The organism is [Roseibacterium] beibuensis, from assembly GCF_039542305.1.
Taxonomy (GTDB): Bacteria; Pseudomonadota; Alphaproteobacteria; order Rhodobacterales; family Rhodobacteraceae; genus Roseibacterium; species Roseibacterium beibuensis.
Map to the genome: position 1 here is coordinate 1 of NZ_BAABHW010000006.1, position 17585 is coordinate 17585.

The following is a 17585-nucleotide window of genomic DNA, read 5'->3' on the forward strand; positions in this document are numbered from 1 at the left end:
CAAATGTTGTGCCGCGCTACCCATCCGCTTCGTCCGCGTCAGACCCGCTTGGCGTCCCGTCAGCGCCTCAGCGCCGCCGGTGAAGGGGTGTTTACGGATAGCGCCAAAGACCCGCAAGTGGTTTTTTGCAGAAACATGTCATTTTTTCGCTATGGGCTGGAAAAATACGCCTTTTCAATGCCTTGGAGAATATCCCATGGCTTATTGAGCCTCTGGATCGGCCAGATTTGATAACCGACAAGTCGACTCATTTGGCTCGGGACGGAAGCTTACCTTGGGTCGCTTGTGGTTACTCACAAGCTTCTCCCCAGATATGCCCCGTGGGCGCTGCGACTCCGCCGAGTCGCGGGTGACTCACCGGGCCAAGCGAGTCGCCTTGGGACGACTCCGCAGCGCCAGCAGCACCAGGATCAGCCCCAGGTAAACCAGTGGCTCGATCTGGAAGCCCTTTGCCAGCCACACATAGTGAACCGCCCCAAGCACAGCCGCCGGGTAAACCAGCTTGTGCACGCGGCGCCACGCGGCTCCGCCCAGTTTGCGCACCGACCAATTGTTCGAGGTGACCGCCAGCGGGAGCAGCAGAAGAAAGCCCCCCATGCCGATCGTCACGTAGGGCCGTTCGAGGATATCGGCCCAGACCGCCGAGAGGGTCTGCACGTCGAGGATGGCCCAGACCAGGAAATGGGCCAGCACGAAGAAGAAGGTCAGCACGCCGATGGCCCGCCGGAACGGCATCAGGTTCACGCCGAGATGCCGGCGCAGGGGTGTCACGGCCAATCCGACGACGATCAGTTGAAGGGCCAACTCGCCATAACGATGCTCCAGCGCCTCGATCGGCTCGACGCCCAGGCCACCGGTCGCGGCAAGGTAGAACAACCAACCCGCCCATCCGGCCCCGGCCAGATAGAGCACCCATGGGGGCACCCGGCGCAGTCCGGCGTTCAGGCCCTGCACCATGTCGCTTTGCGCCGCCATCTGGCCAAGACTTGCCATCGGTTCAGAAATACTCCGCCAGGTCCATCCCCTCGTAGAGCGAGGCGACCTCCTCCTCGTAGCCGTTGAACATCAAGGTCGGGATGCGGCGCGCAAACAGGCCGCCCCCAACCCTGCGTTCGGTCGCCTGGCTCCAGCGGGGATGATCCACGTTGGGGTTCACGTTGGAATAGAACCCGTATTCCCGCGGCTGCGATGCATTCCAGCTGGCATAGGGCTGTTCATCGGTCAGGGTGATCCGCACGATCGACTTGATCGACTTGAACCCGTATTTCCATGGCACCACCAGCCGGATCGGCGCGCCGTTCTGGTTCGGGATCGGTTCGCCGTAGATGCCGGTCGCCATGATGGTCAGCGGATGCATCGCCTCGTCGAGGCGCAACCCCTCGCGATAGGGCCAGTCCAGAACCGGCACCCGCAGGCCCGGCATCTCTTCGGGGCGGTTCGCCGTCTGGAAGGCGACGTAGCGCGCGCCGTCCTGCACGCCGACGCGGGTGAGCAGATCGGCCAGTTCGAACCCGTTCCAAGGCACGACCATCGACCACGCCTCGACGCAGCGCAGGCGGTAGATGCGTTCCTCAATCTCGACCTCGGACAGGATGTCTTCGAGGCTATAGGTGCCGGGATTTTCGACCATCCCGTCGATCTCGATCGACCAGGGCTGCGTCGTCAGCATATGGGCGTTCTCGACCGGATCGTTCTTGCGCGTGCCGAACTCGTAGTAGTTGTTGTAGGTGGTGATTTCTTCCCAGCTGTTCAGCTGAAGGTCATTGTCCTGCGCATGGGCCGCACGGCCCATCATGCCCGACGCGGCCAGGGCACCACCGCCGGCCATGATCTGGCGGCGGTTCAGGAACAGCGCCTTGGGCGTGACGTCATCCCAGGTCAGGTCGGATGTGTAGCGGCGGGCCATGCGGAACCTCCCTTTCTATCGGCTTGCGTGTGTTCTGCCCCGATAGATGGGCTTGACCCAACATCTGACACGCAATCTCACGAAACTGTTCAGGTCGCGTGTTTTGGCGTGTGCCTGTGGAGACCGCGTACGCGCGGGGGCGTCTCAGGCGGGATACAGCTGGTCCATCGGCATCGACGACCCGTTCGGCTGCACCAGCCGAACATGGCGGCGGCGCAGCTTGCGCGGCTCGGACACGCCGACCGAGTGGGCGATCACCTCGACCTCTTTCACGATGCCCTTGGCGTAATTCGCCACGCGCTTGTCCTTTTGCTGCACAACCAGCCCCGCCTGCAGGCGTTCATCATGGGTGGTGATGCCCGTCGGGCAGGTATTCTTGTGGCACTTGAGGGCCTGGATACAGCCCAGCGCGAACATGAACCCGCGTGCGGAGACCACGAAATCCGCCCCCGCCGCCAGGGCCCAGGCCACGTCACCCGGGTTCACCAGTTTGCCGCTGGCGATCAGCCGTATCCGGTCACGCAGGCCCGCGCGGTTGCGCATGTCCGTCAGGCGCGGCAGGGCTTCGCGGATCGACAGGCCGACAAGGTCCATCAGGGGCATCGGCGCGGCGCCGGTGCCCCCCTCCCCGCCGTCGAGCGTGATGAAATCCGGCGCGCATTCCGCGCCCCGCCGGATGATCTCGTCGAAGAGCAACCGGAAATCCTCGGGGTCGCCCATCACGGTCTTGATCCCCGTGGGTTTGCCGGTGACGTCGCGGATATGGCCGATCAGGTCCAGAAGCTCGCCGATATTGCCCGCCTCGCGGTGACGATTGGGGCTGATCCCGTCCTGCCCTTTCGGCAGGCCGCGGATCTCGGCGATCTCGTCCGTGATCTTGGCGGCGGGCAGGATGCCGCCCTTGCCGGGCTTGGCCCCCTGCGCCAGCTTCAGCTCGAACATCTTGACCTGCGTGTGTTCGGCAATCGCCCGCAGCTTGGCGTCGTCGAGGTTGCCCTCGGCATCGCGCACCCCGTATTTCGCCGTTCCGATCTGGTAGACGAGGTCGGCCTCCCCCTCCAGGTGATAGGGCGACAGCCCCCCTTCCCCGGTGTTCATCCACATCCCGGCCATCCGCGCGCCCCGGCTGAGCGCGCGCACCGCCGGGGCCGAGATCGCGCCATAGCTCATCCCCGAGATGTTGAAGAAGCTTTTCGCCTCGTAGGGGATCGTCGCATGGGGGCCGATCTGCATCGGCTCGGAACTGGCGAACTGATCGTCCAGCGGCGGGAACGGGTCGGGCGTGAACAGCGGAGTGCCAACCACCTCGATATTCCGTGTCGATCCGAAAGGCCGCGTGTTCGATCCACCGGCCCCGGCATGAGCAACCCAGTCGCGCTGCGCGCGGTTGAACGGCAACTCCTCCCGATCCATGGCGAAGAAGTATTGGCGAAAGAACTCGCCCAGCGTGGTGAAGAGTCCACGGAACCGCCCGATGACGGGGTAATTGCGCCGGATCGCGTCGCCCGTCTGCATCCGGTCAATCAGAAAGACGATCACCGCCAGCAGCGCCGCGAACCCGATCACCAGCCAGAAGGCCAGTGCCAGTGCTTCAAGATACCAGGCCAAGGCTATACCCCCACACGATTGCCCGCGATTTGTGACAGGTTGGGTCACGTCGCCTCAACTCATATCACACGGGTTTGAATGGAAACCGGAAATCGGCGTGGCTTAGGCGAAAAAGACCACCCGTCAAGGCCATAGGCAGGCAAACGCCTATGTTGAAACCGCAAGGGGCGCGCGCATCTCCCGCTGCGACGGGGCCGGTATCGGTGCCCGCTTTCTAACTGGAAAACAGGAGACGACCAATGCGCAACACCCTTATCGCACTCGCCGCCACCACCGCCCTCGCCGGCCCCGCCTTTGCCGAAGCCCATGGCGGCATGACCATCGTTGAAACCGCTGTCGAAGCCGGCACCTTCACCACCCTCGTCGCCGCCGTTGAAGCCGCCGGCCTGGTCGAGACGCTTTCGGGCGAAGGTCCGTTCACCGTCTTCGCGCCGACCGACGAAGCTTTCGCCGCCCTTCCCGAAGGCACCGTCGAGTCGCTTCTGATGGAAGAGAACCGCGACCAGCTGGTATCCATCCTGACCTACCACGTGGTTCCCGGCGCCGTCATGTCGGGTGACCTGTCGGACGGCATGACCGCCGCAACGGTGGAAGGTTCGGACATCACCATCACCCTCGGGGACACCGTGATGGTCAACGATGCAACCGTGACCGCCGCCGACATCGAAGCTTCGAACGGCGTGATCCACGTCATCGACAGCGTGATCATGCCGCCGATGTAAGGCGCTGATCGACAAGGCCGGGCCAACGCGCCCGGCCTTTTTGCATCCAAATCAGAATTCAAGAAGGGGACCACCATGGATCGTCGTCAATTCATCACCGCAACCGCCGCAACGCTTGCCGCGCCACTGGCCCTTTCGGTCCCGGCCCGCGCCGTGACCGGCTCGCAGACCATCGTCGAGCTTGCTGCCGCCACGCCCGATCTCTCCACGCTCGTCACCGCCGTTCAGGCCGCCGGCCTGGTCGATACGCTTTCGGCGGATGGCAACTTCACCGTCTTCGCCCCGACCAACCGCGCCTTCGAGCACCTGCCCCATGGCGTGCTCGACAGCCTGCTGGCCGATACCGCCGCGCTGACCGACGTGCTGACCTATCACGTCAGCGCCGACTATTACCCGGCCGAGGCGCTGATCGGACAAAGCGGCGTTCTGCCCACCGTGCAGGGCAGCACCATTCGCATGAACGGTCGCGGGGGCGGCGTGCATCTGAACGGCAATATCGCCGTCACCACCGCGGATGTCTTCGCCTCGAACGGCGTTGTGCACATCATCGACGGCGTTCTCCTGCCGCACTGATCCGGCAACCATCCTTCCGAAAAACGAGAAAGGCCCCGCGCGATGCACGGGGCCTTTCCCAATTCTGTATCGGCACTCAGTGCACCACGGCATCATCCGGCTTGGGACGGTTCGAGGCCGAGACGCGATCCCCGACGATCAGGCCGTCGGTTCCGGCGCCGACATGCAGCGTGTCACCATCCTTGACGTCACCCGCCAGGATCATCTCGGCCAGCGGGTTCTGCAACGCGGTCTGGATCACGCGCTTCAGCGGACGCGCCCCGAAGACCGGGTCATAGCCCTCGTCGGCCAGCCACTTCATCGCGGCCTCGTCCATGTCCAGCGTGATCTTGCGCTGCGCCAGACGCCGTTCCAGACGCCTCAGCTGGATGCGGACGATCCCGTCCATATCCTCGCGCGTCAGGCGGTCGAAGACGATCATGTCGTCCAGACGATTCAGGAACTCGGGCCGGAAATGGGCGCGCACGGCGTCCATCACATCGCGCTTGGCCTGACTGGGGTCTGACCCGTCGGGCAACTGGCTCAGCGCCTGCGACCCGAGGTTCGAGGTCAGCACGATCAGCGTCTGCTTGAAGTCGACCGTGCGGCCCTGCCCGTCCGTCAGGATCCCGTCATCCAGCACCTGCAACAGGACGTTGAACACCTCGGGGTGGGCCTTTTCGACCTCGTCGAACAGGATCACCTGGTAGGGGCGCCGACGCACGGCCTCGGTCAACACGCCACCCTCGTCATAGCCGACATAGCCCGGAGGCGCGCCGATGAGGCGGGCGACCGAATGCTTCTCCATGAACTCGGACATGTCGATGCGGACCATCGCCTGATCGTCATCGAACAGGTACTCGGCCAGCGCCTTGGTCAACTCGGTCTTGCCGACACCCGTGGGCCCGAGGAACAGGAACGACCCCAGCGGGCGGTTCTCGTCCTGCAAGCCTGCGCGCGCGCGGCGCACCGCGTTCGACACGGCGGTCACGGCAGCGGTCTGACCGATCACGCGGCGGCCCAACTCCTCTTCCATGCGCAGCAGTTTCTCGCGCTCGCCTTCCAGCATCTTGGACATCGGGATGCCCGTCCAACGCTCGACCACGGCGGCGATCTGCTCGGGGCGGACGGCCTCTTCGACCATCACCTCGTCATCCTGCGCCTCGGCCTCGGCCAGCTGCTTTTCAAGCTGCGGGATCACGCCGTAGGACAGCTCCCCGGCCTTGGCCAGATCGCCATTGCGCTTCGCCTGCTCCAACTCGGCGCGGGCGTGGTCCAGCTTTTCCTTGAGGCCCCGCGCGCTTTCCAGCTTGTCGCGTTCGGATTGCCACTTGGCCGTCATCTCGGCGGATTGCTGTTGCAGGTCGGACAGTTCCTTTTCCAGCTTTTCCAGCCGGTCCTTGGATGCCTGGTCGTCTTCCTTCTTCAGCGCCTCGGCCTCGATCTGCATTTGCAGGATCTGACGATCCAGCGCATCGAGCTCCTCGGGCTTGCTGTCCACTTCCATCCGCAACCGGCTGGCGGCCTCGTCCATAAGGTCAATGGCCTTGTCGGGCAGGAAGCGGTCGGTGATGTAGCGATGGCTCAGCGTCGCGGCAGCCACCAGGGCAGCGTCCGAGATCCGCACACCATGGTGCAGTTCGTACTTCTCCTTGATGCCCCGCAGGATGCTGACCGTGTCCTCGACCGTCGGCTCCTCGACCACGAGGGGCTGGAACCGGCGGGCCAGCGCCGCGTCCTTCTCGACGTATTTGCGGTATTCATCCAGCGTCGTCGCCCCCACGCAGTGCAACTCGCCCCGCGCCAGCGCCGGCTTGATCAGGTTGGCGGCATCCATCGCGCCATCCGTCTTGCCCGCGCCGACCAGCGTGTGCATCTCGTCGATGAACAGGATGATCTCACCGGCGGCGGCCGTGATTTCCGACAGGATCGCCTTGAGACGCTCCTCGAACTCACCGCGATATTTCGCACCGGCGATCAGCGCGCCCATGTCCAGCGCCATCAGCGTCTTGTTGCGCAGACTTTCGGGCACGTCGCCATTCACGATCCGCAGGGCGAGGCCCTCGGCAATCGCGGTTTTACCGACGCCGGGTTCCCCGATCAGAACGGGGTTGTTCTTGGTCCGGCGGCTGAGCACCTGCATGGCGCGGCGGATTTCCTCGTCACGGCCGATGATCGGGTCGATCTTGCCTTCGCGCGCAGCCTCGGTCAGGTCGCGGGCGTATTTCTTGAGGGCATCGTAATTGTCCTCGGCCCCGGCGCTGTCGGCCGTGCGCCCCTTGCGCAGATCGTTGATCGCGGTATTCAGCGCCTGCGCGTTCACCGCACCCGCATCCAGCGCGTCCTTGGCGCCGGATTTCACCATGGCCAGAGCGGTCAGCACACGCTCCACCGCAACGAAACTGTCGCCGGCCTTCTCGGCCAGCTTCTCGGCCTCGTCCAGAACCTTGGCGGTCTGCTTGTCCAGATAGACCTGCGCGCCATCGCCCGTCACCTTGGGCAATTTCGCCATCGCTGCATCCAGCGTCTCGCGCACGCGCGCCGGAGCGCCCCCCGACCGTTGGATCAGGTTGGCAGCCATGCCTTGGTCGTCATCCAGAAGGGCCTTCAGCAAGTGCTCGGGAACCAGTTTCTGATGGTCCTCGCGCTGTGCAATCGTCTGCGCGGCCTGAAGGAAACCGCGGGCACGATCCGTGAACTTCTCCAAGTTCATCACGTCTCTCCTTTTCCAAGCGCCCCCGAGATAACCACCCGCTTTGCGGCATGGCCTTGGTGGGGCCTCGTCCAAGGATATGGGAAGCGGGCCGGTGCGCTGCAAGCGATGGGCCGGTGTTTTCAATCGCCAACTATCGCCGGGCACGTCCCGGACAGGACCGTTCAGACATATGAAAGGGCGCCCGCGAAGGCGCCCTTTCGTTAATTTTCGGCAATGCGCGCTTATTCGGCTGCGCGCATGGCCTCAAGCTCTTGCAGAAGGCGCTCGAAATCGGCCTGTGCGGCGGCAGCGGCTGCGCTGGCGGCGCGGGCAATCTCGGTCTGCTCGACAGCCGCCCGGCTGGCCACCGAGATCTGGCGAAGGATCTCCAGTTCCTCTGCCGACGGCTCATAGGCCGGAGCGGCTTCGGCCGTTGCCTCTTCGGCTGCGGGCTCGGTCGCCTCAGGGGCGGCCTCGGCCTCACCCTCGGCAGGCTCGGTGGCGGCACCGTCCTCTGCGCCGGTTGCGGCGGCAGGCGTCTCGTCCTGCTCGGAGGCCGGGATCGCCGGGGCGGCATCGGTCTGCGTCGACTCGGTCGCGGGCGTGACGCCCTCTTCCTCGGCAGCAGGCTCGGTGCCGTCTTCGACCGTGGCTTCCTCGGCTACACCTTCGGCGGCTTCGGGTTCAGCGGCTTCTTCACCTTCAGCGGCGGCTGCGTCGCCTTCTTCGGTTGCAGCAGCGTCGCCTTCGTCAGCGGCAGCGGCCTCACCCTCTTCGGTTGCAGCGGCGTCGCCTTCGGCGGCCTCGGTGCCTTCCGCTTCCGGAGCAACGGCTTCGGCGGCTTCACCTTCAGTCGCCTCGGGCTCGGTGCCTTCCGTGTCGGCCGCAGCCTCTTCGGTGGCCTCTTCGCCCTCTTCGGTCGCAGCCGCGTCGCCTTCGGCAGCCTCAGCCGCGTCCTCTGCCGGAGCGGCGTCTTCGGCAGCTTCGGCCTCGGTTGCTTCCGGCTCCGTGGTCTCTTCCTCTGCGGCAACCGTTTCTGCTTCCGGTGCCTCTTCCGTCATCGCCGCATCGGTGGCGGCTTCGGTCCCTTCGGCTTCAACCGCCTCATCCGTCGCAGCGGCCTCGGTGGTGTCGGCCGCAGCTTCCGCTTCCATGGCTTCCGGTGCCGCGGCATCGGTGCCTTCGCCCTCGGCAGCAGCTTCGTCAACGGCTTCTTCGTCAACGGCAGTTTCTTCGGTGGCCTCTGCTTCGGTGCCGTCTTCGGCAGCAGCAGCGTCTTCCGTCACGGCAGCTTCGGCTTCGGTGCCTTCGTCAGATGCCTCTTGGGCCATCTCGGGGGCAGCTTCCTCACCCTCTTCGACCGTCTCGGCCTCGGCGGCGGCGTCTGCGCCGTCCCCGGCTTCGGCGGCTTCGGGCGACTCACCCTCCGCTTCCGCCGCATCCTCGGTGGCCTCGTCGGCCGCCATCTCAGTTTCTTCCGCTGCCGTGGCAGCGTCGTCCGTCACCGCGGCCTCTTCGCCCTCGACAACGGCGTCTTCCACCATGGCGATTTGCTCGGCGTCCACGTCATTTTCGCGTGGGCCATTGGCCAAATCGATCCCCAGTATAATGAACGCCAGCGCGACCAGAGCGGCAATCCCGCCCTTGACCGGTGTCGAAAACCCACTGTCGGGTTTATCCTCAGACATCTCGGCTACCTCCGTTAAGCACCAAGTTGCATCAAAGCGCGTTTCCCGGTCGTTGTTCCGGACCTTACATGAATTTGCTGCGATGCAACACTGCTTGACAGCACGGGGTGTCAGACGCGACAGACACCCGAACCAAGCAGGGAGTTTCCGATGTCCGATGACCGTCTGATCGTGGCCCTCGACGTGCCGAATGCGCTCGAAGGGTTGGAACTGGCCAACCGCATCGGCGACGCCGTCGGATTTTACAAAATCGGGCTCGGGATGCTGACGGGCGGCGGCCTCGCCCTGGCCAACGAACTCAAGCAGGAACATGGCAAACGCATTTTCCTCGACATGAAGCTCTTTGACATCGGAGCCACGGTAGAAGCGGCGGTGCGCGGCCTTGCGCAATACGACCTCGATTTCCTGACCGTGCATGGCGACCCGCACGTGGTGCGCGCCGCCAAGGAAGGGGCCGCCGGAAAGAACCTCAAGATCCTTGGCGTGACGATCCTGACCTCGCTCGACCGCAGCGACCTGGATGACGGAATGATGCAGGCGGGCGATGTCCGCGACATGGTGATCGAGCGGGCCGCGCGCGCCTTTGCCGCGGGGGCGGACGGTGTGATCGCCTCTCCGAACGAGGCCGCGGCGATCCGCGCCCTGCCCGAAGCCGAGGGGCGGCTGATCGTGACCCCCGGCGTGCGCCCCGCCGGCTCCTCGCAGGACGACCAGAAGCGCATTGCCACGCCGGCTGCCGCCATCGCGGAAGGGGCGGATCATATCGTGATCGGGCGGCCCATCTGGCAGGCGGAAGACCCCGCCGCCGCCGCCCGTGCCGTTCTGGCCGAACTGCCCTAGGCCGGCGTCAGCCCGTCCAACGCCTCGGCCCGGAAGGCAAAGCTGCCCGGCAACCAGAACCGCGCCGCAAGGCCCAGGATGACCTGGTCCGCCTCGGACAGATCGGCATAGGCCGACAGGTCAGTCGTCATTGATATCGCGATCGAAGGTCTTCACCTGCCCGCGATAGACGCCCAGCCACTGCCGCAGCCCCAGCCACGAGATCAGCGAGATCACGGCAAAGACCAGCAGCAGCGCCGGGATCGACCCGCCCAGCCAGACCGCAAGCGGACCGCCCACCAGCAACAACAGGGCGACAACCGCCGCGCCGATGGCGAACCCCAACAGCACGAAGGTCGGCAGGATCACCTCGCCCACCGCCAGCGCGATCGCGGCGACGCCCCAGACCCACCATTCGCTCCAAAGGGTCATGTGCTGCGCCCTTTCAGCATCTGGAACGCCTTGCCAAAGGCATCTGCCGCGTCGGCGGGCACCACGATGGTTTGCGTGCCCTGCCCTTCGGCCATGCGGGTGATACCTTTCACCTGCTCCAGCGCGATGTTGTATTGCACGGCTTCCAACCCGCCCTTGGCGATGGCCTCGGCGACCACGCCCGTGGCATAGGCCTCGGCATCCGCCTGCACGCGGCGGGCTTCGGCCTCCTGGCGGGCGGCGTAGAGGTCACCATCGGCCTGAAGCTCGACCGCGCGCTTCTGCCCCTCGGCCCGGGTCACGGCGGCCCGGCGTTCACGCTCGGCGTTCAGCTGTTGCAGCATCGCGTCGCGCGTCGCCTGGTCGAGGTTCACATCGAGGATCTCGGCCCGCGTCACCTCGATCCCCCAGTTGTCGACGGCATCCTCGACGCTGGTCTTGATCGTCGCGATCAGCGTGGAGCGGTTCGACTGCACCTCGTCCAGTTCCATCTTGCCGATCTCGGCCCGCACGATACCGGCCACGGTCGTCGCGATGGCGCCGTCCACGTCACGGATGCGGTAGACCGTCTTTTCAGGTTCGAGAATGCGGTAGAACACGCTGGTTTCCACCTGCACCAGCACGTTGTCCGCGGTAATCGCGTCCTGGCTGGCATTGGGCAACTGGCGTTCCAGGATCGAGACCTTGTGCGCCACCTTGTCCAGGAACGGCACGATGAAGTTGATCCCCGGCCCAAGCACGGCTTTCAGCCGGCCAAAGCGTTCCACCACGTGCTGCTCGGATTGCGGCACGATCCGGATCGCAAGGAACACGCAAAGAATGATGAAAAGGGCCAGCAGGAGAACCACGAGGTTCCCGCCTACGAGATCGGTAATCATATCAATATCCATATCGGTATCTTCCGGCTTCATGCGGCGGAGAATGCCCCGAAGATACCGCCGGGCAAAGCGCTTTCACACGGGAAACGGGGGCGGGATTTCCCCACCCTCGCGCGTTCAGCGCGTGCCGCGCACAAGGCGTTGCGGACCGGGTCCGGGCAGGCGGGCGATCTCGCCCTCGACTTCCATGTTCAGCTTCACCGTCGTGCAATGCCGCCCCAGCGCGCCCAGCCGCGCCAGTTCATCCCCTGACAGGCGGGATCGCACCGCGACCGTCAGTTCCGCGAAGGGCAGGCCATCGCCCCCCGCCCCTTCGACCGCGTGCAGGATGGCGCGGCGCACGGCCTTGTATTTCCAGGCGGGGATGTTGGTGACACCCTCCTTGCCCTCGGCGGGTGTGCGGCAGGCGATCATTTCTCGGTCCGGCATCATGGCCCCCGGTGTCATCGGTCAACCTATCATAGCCGATATTCGCAGCCCTCCGCATCTGCGCGCTTTCGGACCGGCGATCCAACGCCTATCTTTTAGGCCATGCCCGCCCTGTGCCGCGATTGTCTGACCAGTTTCGAAACCGGCACCCGGTGTCCGGCCTGCCGCAGCCCGCGTGTCACGGCCCACCCGGAACTGTTCGACCTGTCCATCGCCCATATGGATTGCGACGCCTTCTACGCCTCGGTCGAGAAACGCGACAATCCCGAGCTGCGCGACAAGCCCGTCATCATCGGTGGCGGCAAGCGCGGCGTCGTCTCCACCGCCTGCTACATCGCGCGGATCAAGGGCGTGCGCTCGGCCATGCCGATGTTCAAGGCGCTGAAACTCTGCCCCGAGGCGGTTGTCGTCAAAGGCAGGATGGAGGTCTATTCCGAGGTCAGCCGCCAGATCCGCCAGATGATGGAGGACATGACCCCCGCCATCGAACCCCTGTCGCTGGACGAGGCGTTTCTCGACCTGACCGGCACCCAGCGGCTGCATGGCCAGCCGCCCGCCGTCATGCTGGCCCGCCTCGTCAAACGCATGCAGGCTGAGCTTGGCATCACCGGGTCCATCGGGCTCAGCCACAACAAGTTTCTCGCCAAGATGGCCTCGGACCTCGACAAGCCGCGCGGGTTTTCCTTGATCGGCAAGGCCGAAACCCTCGACTTCCTCGAAGCGCGACCCGTCGGCGTGATCTGGGGCCTGGGCGATGCGGGTCAGCGCGCGCTGGCCGATGCGGGCATCCGCACCATCGCAGATTTGCGCCGCTGGGAGCGTGACGCGCTGGCAGACCGCTTCGGCTCTCAGGGGCTGCGCCTCTACGATCTTGCCCGCGGCATCGACCACCGGCGCGTGGCCCGCGACCGCGCCGTCAAAAGCATCTCGAACGAGACGACCTTTTCCGATGACATCGCCGATGTCAGCCTGCTGGATGGCCATATCTGGCGCCTGTCGGAAAAGCTGTCGGACCGCGCCAAGGCCAAGGGGCTGGCGGGGCGCACCGTCACGCTCAAGCTCAAGCGCAACGATTTCCGCCTCCTGACCCGCCGCGTGACCCTGCCCGACGGCACCCAGACCGCCGACCGGATCTATCGCACCGCGCGCGGCCTGTTCGACCGCATGGAGCACCCCAAGCCCTACCGCCTGATCGGCGTCGGCATCTCGGACCTGTTGCCAGCCGCCGAAGCCGACCGCGAAGGCGACCTGCTCGACCCGCAAGAGGCCGCGCGGATCGCCGCCGAACAGGCCACCGACAAGATCCGTGCCAAGTTCGGGGCCGAGGCGATTCTGAAGGGCCGCGCGCTGCGCTAGGTCAGGGCAAGATCATTCCGCGGCAAGCGGCAGGCTGAGGCCCTCGTTGCCGATCACGCGCGACAGCACCTCGGTGACGATCTGCTTCACCGCATCGAAATTTCCGTTCGGGCGGATCATCTGCTCGTTCATGTAAAGCGACCGGTCGATCTCGATCTGAACCGCATGCCAGTTGCGCGACGGGCGGCCATAACGCTGCGCGACATAGGCCCCGGCAAAAGGCGCATTGCGGCTGACAACCAGCCCCGCGTCGAAAAAGCCCGCTTCCAGCGCATCGACGATATCGGCCCGCGCCGAGGCGCCGAACCGATCCCCCAGCACGACCTCGGGCCGCCGATGGCCGGGCCGCGCAAGGCTGTCCAGCGCCTCATGCGGCATCGAGTGGAAATCGAGCACCACGGCCTCGCCAAACTGCGCATGGGTCGTGCGCATCAAGCCGTCGAGGCAATCGTGATAGGGCTGCCAGATCGTGTTCAGCCGCATCTCGGCCTCGGCCAGCCGCAGTTTGCCGCGATAGATCGCCCGACCGTTGGCGACGACTCGCGGGATCACGCCCAGGCCGGAATTGATCCGCGGCGTTGTCACGACGCGCGTCACGCCGTCGATCACCGCGGGGTCCAGCTCGTCGCGGCTGCGGTTGAGGTCCAGGTAGGCGCGCGGGTATTCCGCCAGCAGCAAAGGCGCCCCCAGCCGCGGCGCCTCGCAGACGAGATCGTCCATGAACGCATCTTCCGAGGACCGGATCGTACGCTGATCCAGCATGCTGGCCTGCAAGAATGCCTTGGGATAATGCCGACCCGAATGCGGCGAGGCCACGATCACCGGGGTCGCCGCCTCGTCGGGCTGGATCAGGCGGAAGGGCGGGTGCATCCGGTCTCCTCGGGGGCTTTTCTCCGTTAATATATAGCGGGGATTTTTAGGATGCCAAAAGCCCTTGAACCCCGTTTCGACTCCTTTTATAGACCGCTCACCCACGCGGCGCGACGCGGCATGGGGCGCAGGCGTTTTCGCCTTGCCCCGGTCCAGACGCCAAGGGTTACGGGCGGTTAGCTCAGCGGTAGAGCACTACGTTGACATCGTAGGGGTCACTGGTTCGATCCCAGTACCGCCCACCACCCCCGCGCTCCGAAAGGTCGCGGGTTCGCCGGTCCCTCCAAGGGACCAAAGATTTCAAGGCGCATCGCCGCGCCGCGACGAAGGAGAAGACCGATGAAGGTCAAGAACTCGCTCCGCTCGCTCAAGCAGCGCCATCGCGATTGCCGCGTCGTGCGCCGCAAGGGCCGGGTCTACGTGATCAACAAGACCCAGCGCCGGTTCAAGGCCCGCCAGGGCTGAGATCGCGCAAGCGACTTGCGAAAAGGGCCGCCCGGTTGGGCGGCCTTTCTCGTTTCGGGGGGACGCGCGCCTTAGCGCAGGATGCCACCGATGGACTCCGCCAGAAGGCGCACCACCAGCACCTGGTCCAGGTAGCCCGTCACCGGAAAGCCCCGCGCCTGCTGGTAGCGGCGGATCGCCCGCCGCGTATCGGCGTCGAACCGGCCATCCACCCGGCCGGGGTTGAAGCCAAGCCGGTCCAGCCGCTGTTCGATCAACGACCGCGTGATCGGTTGCAGGTTCAGCGCCGCTTCCTGCGCTTCCAGCCGCGCGCGCTCCTCGGGGGTCAGGCCCGATTGCAGCGCCTCGATCCGCGCCCGCGCGTCATCGGCATGGGTCCCGTTCGGGTAATCGTCGAGATAGGCGCGGTATGAGGCAACCGTGTTGGTCTGCCGCGCGGCCTGCCATGCCGCCCCTTCGCGCGCGGCCAGGATATCGGCCAGGCGCGCTTCGGCGACATCTGCGAACAACCCGTCGGGATAGCGGTCGAGGTAGTCGCGCAGCCCCTGCTCGGTCTGGCCCTGCCCCGTCGCCTGCCAATAGGCGCGGTCGGCACGCGCCTCGGCCTCGCGGCGCAGGCGCTCTTCTTCCTCGATCTCGGCCTGACGCACGCGTCCCTGTTCGCTCAGCGCGGCCAGTTGCGGGGCGTTCAGGTAGCCCGTGACGGCCACGCCTTGCGCGACCTGCCACGACCGGATCGCCGTGCGCGTGCCGTTGCCGAAAATCCCGTCGATCCCGCGCGTGTCATAGCCGAGGATTGTAAGGTAACGCTGCACCTGCCGCCGCGCGTTGCGGTCGAGGTTCAGGGCGTCTTCATTCGCCTGCGCCACCTCTTCCGGCGTGGGTTGCGGCGCAGCGGCCCGTTCCCGTGCGATCGCGGCAAAAGCGCCTTGCGGGTAGCGTTGCAGATAGGCGTTGTAAGCCGCGGGCGTGTTCAACTCCTCTGCGGCCTCCCACAGGGCCAGTTCCTCGGCGCTCGGCCCGGACGGGGGCTGCGGGGCCGGCGGGGCCGGTTGCGGGGCCGGTTGCGGGGCCGTGGCCTCGGCGGTGAAGGGAAGGGCCGGCGAGACGAACCCGCTGACCGTCAGGGACGATGTGCGCTCCAGGACCGCCGAAAGGTCGGTGCCCGGCGTCAGAAGCGGGCCGCGCACCAGGGCCGACAGGTCGCGCGTCGGCCCGGAGATCACGGTCACACCCTGCGGCGGGTCCACCGGTCCCAGCCCCTGTTCCAATCCGCGCCCAAGGATGAATTGCCGGTTCTCGACGCCCAGCAGGACCATCGCGCGCCCCGGCGCGCTGGCCGCAACCTCGGCCATGACCGAGACCGGAAGGCCCTGGCCGGAGATCCCGGCCAGATCGGGCCGGTTCGCATCCGTGCCCGTCAGCCAGCTTTCGCCTCCGCCGCTGCTGCGCACGAAATGCCCGACGGCGGCGATCAGGACACGCGCGTCCTCATCGGCATCCAGCAATTCGGACAACCCCTGCCGCAATGCGCCCGCATCGCCGTTTTCCACGACGATCACGTCGAAGCCTGCGGCTTGCAAGTCGTCTTCCAACCGCAGGAAATCGCGCGTGGTCCGAAGGTTCTGGGCCTCCGCGTAGCGCGCATTGGCAAGGATCAGGGCCGTATCGGCAAAGGCCGGAACCGGCAGGGCAATGGACAGGGCAAGAAGAATGGATCGCGCGCGCATGGACGGGCACCTCCGCATTTGGGGAATCATCTCCCCCAGCTAGCATCACCCGCCCATGTTAACCGATGACAGCGCCCTGCCAGCGGATATCAATCCACCCGATCAGTCGTAGCTGCGCTGATCGTCGATCACCTTGCCATCATTGGGCAGGGTTCCGGGCGCCACGACCTCGATCTTGGCCTTCAGTTTCAGGCAGGACACAACGCTGTCGCCATAGGCGCCCGCATCGCCCCCCTCGGCCTCGACCTGCACGGTCATCGCGTCCATCTCGCCCTCGCGCGTCGCGATCACGCGGGCGCGCTTGACCTCGGGATGGCGGGCCACGAATTCCGCCACCTGCTCGGGGCGCACGAACATGCCCTTGATCTTGGTGGTCTGGTCCGCGCGGCCCATCCAGCCCTTGATCCGCATGTTGGTCCGGCCACAGGGGCTTTCGCCCGGCAGAACGGCCGACATGTCGCCCGTCGCAAAACGGATCAACGGGTAGTCGGGGTTCAGCGTGGTCACGACAACCTCGCCCACCTCGCCCTCCGCCACCGGATCGCCCGTGCCGGGGCGCACGATCTCGACGATCACGCCCTCGTCCACGATCATCCCCTCGGGCGGGTTCGCGGGAAAATCGGGCGCGGGGGTTTCGTAGGCGATATTGCCAAGATCCGCCGTGGCGTAATTCTGCAGGCAGCGGATGCCGCGATCCGCGTATTCCTGCCGCAAGCTGGGAAACAGCGCCCCACCCCCGACCGTCGCCTTGGTAAACCCGAGGGCGACACCCATTTCCTCGGCCTTGTCGAGGATCACCTTCAGGTAATCCGGCGTCCCGGCATAGGCGGTCGAGCCGACATCCGCCGCCGCGCGCACCTGCAACTCGGTCTGCCCGACACCTGCGGGCACCACCGCGGCCCCCACGGCCCGCGCCCCGGACTCGAAGATCATCCCCGCGGGCGTCAGGTGATAGCCGAAACAGTTCTGCACGATATCGCCAGCGCCCACGCCCGCCGCATGCAGGAACCGCCCGATGCGCCACCAGTCATGGCTGACGTCGCCGGGCTCGTAGATCGGCCCGGGCGACTGGAAGATATGGGCGAACCCGCTGGCCGGTTTCACCGTGAACCCGCCAAAGGGCGTATGCCCCGCCTGCGCCTTGCCCAGCTCCGATTTCCGCAACACCGGCAACCTCGCCAGCGCGCCGCGATCGACCACCGCCGCAGGATCGACCTCTGCAAGGCTCTCGCCATAGCCGGGCAGGGATTTCGCACGCGCCACCTGCTCGGGCAGACGCTGCGCGATGTCGGCGGTACGCTCGTCGGCGGTGCGCGTTTCCAACGCGTCGAAGAACTGGCTCACGTCATCCCTCATCGAATCATACTCCCTTGGGACGCGCGACAGCCTGCCGAATTGATCGGCGGCGCCCCATCCCGTACGCAGGTTCCCGGAA

General features: G+C 65.8%; 18 protein-coding genes and 1 tRNA gene. 7 read left to right on the forward strand and 12 right to left on the reverse strand.

Annotation, left to right across the window (positions count from 1 at the left end; genetic code table 11):
- Window positions 1-231: hypothetical protein (locus ABD923_RS16300; protein WP_345229536.1), on the forward strand; the 231-nt coding region annotated here is incomplete at its 5' end.
- Window positions 232-354: 123 nt separating this feature from the next.
- On the opposite strand, the gene msrQ is transcribed toward ABD923_RS16300, so the two are convergent.
- From msrQ to ABD923_RS16315, 3 genes are all read right to left on the reverse strand, one after another.
- Window positions 355-993 carry a protein-methionine-sulfoxide reductase heme-binding subunit MsrQ gene (gene msrQ, locus ABD923_RS16305; RefSeq protein WP_259553444.1) on the reverse strand — a complete coding sequence of 213 codons (639 nt, stop codon included), beginning with the start codon at window positions 991-993 and terminating at the stop codon, window positions 355-357.
- Between the two features lie 4 nt (window positions 994-997).
- On the reverse strand, window positions 998-1906 hold the full coding sequence (gene msrP / locus ABD923_RS16310) for a protein-methionine-sulfoxide reductase catalytic subunit MsrP (RefSeq protein WP_259553443.1): 909 nt from the start codon (window positions 1904-1906) through the stop codon (window positions 998-1000).
- A 144-nt stretch (window positions 1907-2050) separates the two neighbouring features.
- Complete coding sequence (locus ABD923_RS16315) at window positions 2051-3514, reverse strand: FMN-binding glutamate synthase family protein (protein ID WP_405048331.1); 1464 nt, start codon at window positions 3512-3514, stop codon at window positions 2051-2053.
- A 239-nt stretch (window positions 3515-3753) separates the two neighbouring features.
- Between ABD923_RS16315 and ABD923_RS16320 the strand changes: the two genes are divergently transcribed.
- Window positions 3754-4236: a fasciclin domain-containing protein gene (locus ABD923_RS16320; RefSeq protein ID WP_259553442.1), complete on the forward strand. Its 483-nt coding sequence runs from the start codon at window positions 3754-3756 to the stop codon at window positions 4234-4236.
- 75 nt (window positions 4237-4311) lie between these two features.
- Window positions 4312-4809: a fasciclin domain-containing protein gene (locus tag ABD923_RS16325; RefSeq protein ID WP_259553441.1), complete on the forward strand. Its 498-nt coding sequence runs from the start codon at window positions 4312-4314 to the stop codon at window positions 4807-4809.
- A gap of 76 nt (window positions 4810-4885) precedes the next feature.
- Here ABD923_RS16325 and clpB read toward each other — a convergent pair whose 3' ends face one another.
- Both clpB and ABD923_RS16335 read right to left on the reverse strand, forming a co-directional pair.
- On the reverse strand, window positions 4886-7501 hold the full coding sequence (clpB, locus tag ABD923_RS16330; protein ID WP_259553440.1) for an ATP-dependent chaperone ClpB: 2616 nt from the start codon (window positions 7499-7501) through the stop codon (window positions 4886-4888).
- 224 nt (window positions 7502-7725) lie between these two features.
- Window positions 7726-9171, reverse strand: coding sequence for a hypothetical protein (locus ABD923_RS16335; protein ID WP_345229537.1), 1446 nt, complete (start codon window positions 9169-9171; stop codon window positions 7726-7728).
- A 150-nt stretch (window positions 9172-9321) separates the two neighbouring features.
- Here ABD923_RS16335 and pyrF point away from each other — a divergent pair, with 150 nt between their 5' ends.
- Window positions 9322-10011, forward strand: a complete 690-nt coding sequence (pyrF, locus tag ABD923_RS16340) for an orotidine-5'-phosphate decarboxylase (protein ID WP_345229538.1) — start codon at window positions 9322-9324, stop codon at window positions 10009-10011.
- On the opposite strand, the gene ABD923_RS16345 is transcribed toward pyrF, so the two are convergent.
- The 4 genes from ABD923_RS16345 to ABD923_RS16360 form a co-directional block, all read right to left on the reverse strand.
- Window positions 10008-10142 (reverse strand): hypothetical protein, encoded by a 135-nt coding sequence (locus tag ABD923_RS16345; RefSeq protein WP_259553439.1) that lies wholly within the window; start codon window positions 10140-10142, stop codon window positions 10008-10010. The genes pyrF and ABD923_RS16345 overlap by 4 nt on opposite strands.
- Window positions 10132-10422, reverse strand: coding sequence for an NfeD family protein (locus ABD923_RS16350; protein ID WP_259553438.1), 291 nt, complete (start codon window positions 10420-10422; stop codon window positions 10132-10134). The genes ABD923_RS16345 and ABD923_RS16350 overlap by 11 nt, the downstream gene beginning before the upstream one ends.
- Entirely contained in the window at window positions 10419-11333 is a 915-nt protein-coding gene (locus tag ABD923_RS16355; RefSeq protein ID WP_425584034.1) for an SPFH domain-containing protein, read from the reverse strand. The genes ABD923_RS16350 and ABD923_RS16355 overlap by 4 nt, the downstream gene beginning before the upstream one ends.
- A gap of 84 nt (window positions 11334-11417) precedes the next feature.
- On the reverse strand, window positions 11418-11732 hold the full coding sequence (locus tag ABD923_RS16360; protein ID WP_259553436.1) for a DUF6958 family protein: 315 nt from the start codon (window positions 11730-11732) through the stop codon (window positions 11418-11420).
- A gap of 99 nt (window positions 11733-11831) precedes the next feature.
- Here ABD923_RS16360 and ABD923_RS16365 point away from each other — a divergent pair, with 99 nt between their 5' ends.
- Window positions 11832-13085: a DNA polymerase IV gene (locus ABD923_RS16365; RefSeq protein ID WP_259553435.1), complete on the forward strand. Its 1254-nt coding sequence runs from the start codon at window positions 11832-11834 to the stop codon at window positions 13083-13085.
- Window positions 13086-13097: 12 nt separating this feature from the next.
- Here the strand turns inward: ABD923_RS16365 and ABD923_RS16370 are convergent, their stop codons facing one another.
- Window positions 13098-13955, reverse strand: a complete 858-nt coding sequence (locus tag ABD923_RS16370) for an N-formylglutamate amidohydrolase (protein WP_259553433.1) — start codon at window positions 13953-13955, stop codon at window positions 13098-13100.
- A gap of 170 nt (window positions 13956-14125) precedes the next feature.
- Between ABD923_RS16370 and ABD923_RS16375 the strand changes: the two genes are divergently transcribed.
- Together ABD923_RS16375 and ykgO are read left to right on the forward strand one after the other, a co-directional pair.
- Window positions 14126-14200 (forward strand) — tRNA-Val (locus ABD923_RS16375).
- A gap of 94 nt (window positions 14201-14294) precedes the next feature.
- Entirely contained in the window at window positions 14295-14420 is a 126-nt protein-coding gene (gene ykgO / locus ABD923_RS16380; protein WP_012177066.1) for a type B 50S ribosomal protein L36, read from the forward strand.
- Between the two features lie 71 nt (window positions 14421-14491).
- On the opposite strand, the gene ABD923_RS16385 is transcribed toward ykgO, so the two are convergent.
- Both ABD923_RS16385 and ABD923_RS16390 read right to left on the reverse strand, forming a co-directional pair.
- Window positions 14492-16150: a peptidoglycan-binding protein gene (locus ABD923_RS16385; protein ID WP_259553428.1), complete on the reverse strand. Its 1659-nt coding sequence runs from the start codon at window positions 16148-16150 to the stop codon at window positions 14492-14494.
- Between the two features lie 102 nt (window positions 16151-16252).
- Window positions 16253-17506, reverse strand: coding sequence for a phenylacetate--CoA ligase family protein (locus ABD923_RS16390; RefSeq protein ID WP_259553426.1), 1254 nt, complete (start codon window positions 17504-17506; stop codon window positions 16253-16255).
- Window positions 17507-17585 lie beyond the last annotated feature (79 nt).

What these genes read in the sequence shown, in the direction of transcription:
- msrQ (WP_259553444.1), bottom strand. Translation starts at nt 993, where the DNA reads ATGGCAAGTCTTGGCCAGATGGCGGCGCAAAGCGACATGGTGCAGGGC.
- msrP (WP_259553443.1), bottom strand. Translation starts at nt 1,906, where the DNA reads ATGGCCCGCCGCTACACATCCGACCTGACCTGGGATGACGTCACGCCC.
- ABD923_RS16320 (WP_259553442.1), top strand. Translation starts at nt 3,754, where the DNA reads ATGCGCAACACCCTTATCGCACTCGCCGCCACCACCGCCCTCGCCGGC.
- ABD923_RS16325 (WP_259553441.1), top strand. Translation starts at nt 4,312, where the DNA reads ATGGATCGTCGTCAATTCATCACCGCAACCGCCGCAACGCTTGCCGCG.
- clpB (WP_259553440.1), bottom strand. Translation starts at nt 7,501, where the DNA reads ATGAACTTGGAGAAGTTCACGGATCGTGCCCGCGGTTTCCTTCAGGCC.
- ABD923_RS16335 (WP_345229537.1), bottom strand. Translation starts at nt 9,171, where the DNA reads ATGTCTGAGGATAAACCCGACAGTGGGTTTTCGACACCGGTCAAGGGC.
- pyrF (WP_345229538.1), top strand. Translation starts at nt 9,322, where the DNA reads ATGTCCGATGACCGTCTGATCGTGGCCCTCGACGTGCCGAATGCGCTC.
- ABD923_RS16345 (WP_259553439.1), bottom strand. Translation starts at nt 10,142, where the DNA reads ATGACGACTGACCTGTCGGCCTATGCCGATCTGTCCGAGGCGGACCAG.
- ABD923_RS16350 (WP_259553438.1), bottom strand. Translation starts at nt 10,422, where the DNA reads ATGACCCTTTGGAGCGAATGGTGGGTCTGGGGCGTCGCCGCGATCGCG.
- ABD923_RS16355 (WP_425584034.1), bottom strand. Translation starts at nt 11,333, where the DNA reads ATGAAGCCGGAAGATACCGATATGGATATTGATATGATTACCGATCTC.
- ABD923_RS16360 (WP_259553436.1), bottom strand. Translation starts at nt 11,732, where the DNA reads ATGATGCCGGACCGAGAAATGATCGCCTGCCGCACACCCGCCGAGGGC.
- ABD923_RS16365 (WP_259553435.1), top strand. Translation starts at nt 11,832, where the DNA reads ATGCCCGCCCTGTGCCGCGATTGTCTGACCAGTTTCGAAACCGGCACC.
- ABD923_RS16370 (WP_259553433.1), bottom strand. Translation starts at nt 13,955, where the DNA reads ATGCACCCGCCCTTCCGCCTGATCCAGCCCGACGAGGCGGCGACCCCG.
- ykgO (WP_012177066.1), top strand. Translation starts at nt 14,295, where the DNA reads ATGAAGGTCAAGAACTCGCTCCGCTCGCTCAAGCAGCGCCATCGCGAT.
- ABD923_RS16385 (WP_259553428.1), bottom strand. Translation starts at nt 16,150, where the DNA reads ATGCGCGCGCGATCCATTCTTCTTGCCCTGTCCATTGCCCTGCCGGTT.
- ABD923_RS16390 (WP_259553426.1), bottom strand. Translation starts at nt 17,506, where the DNA reads ATGAGGGATGACGTGAGCCAGTTCTTCGACGCGTTGGAAACGCGCACC.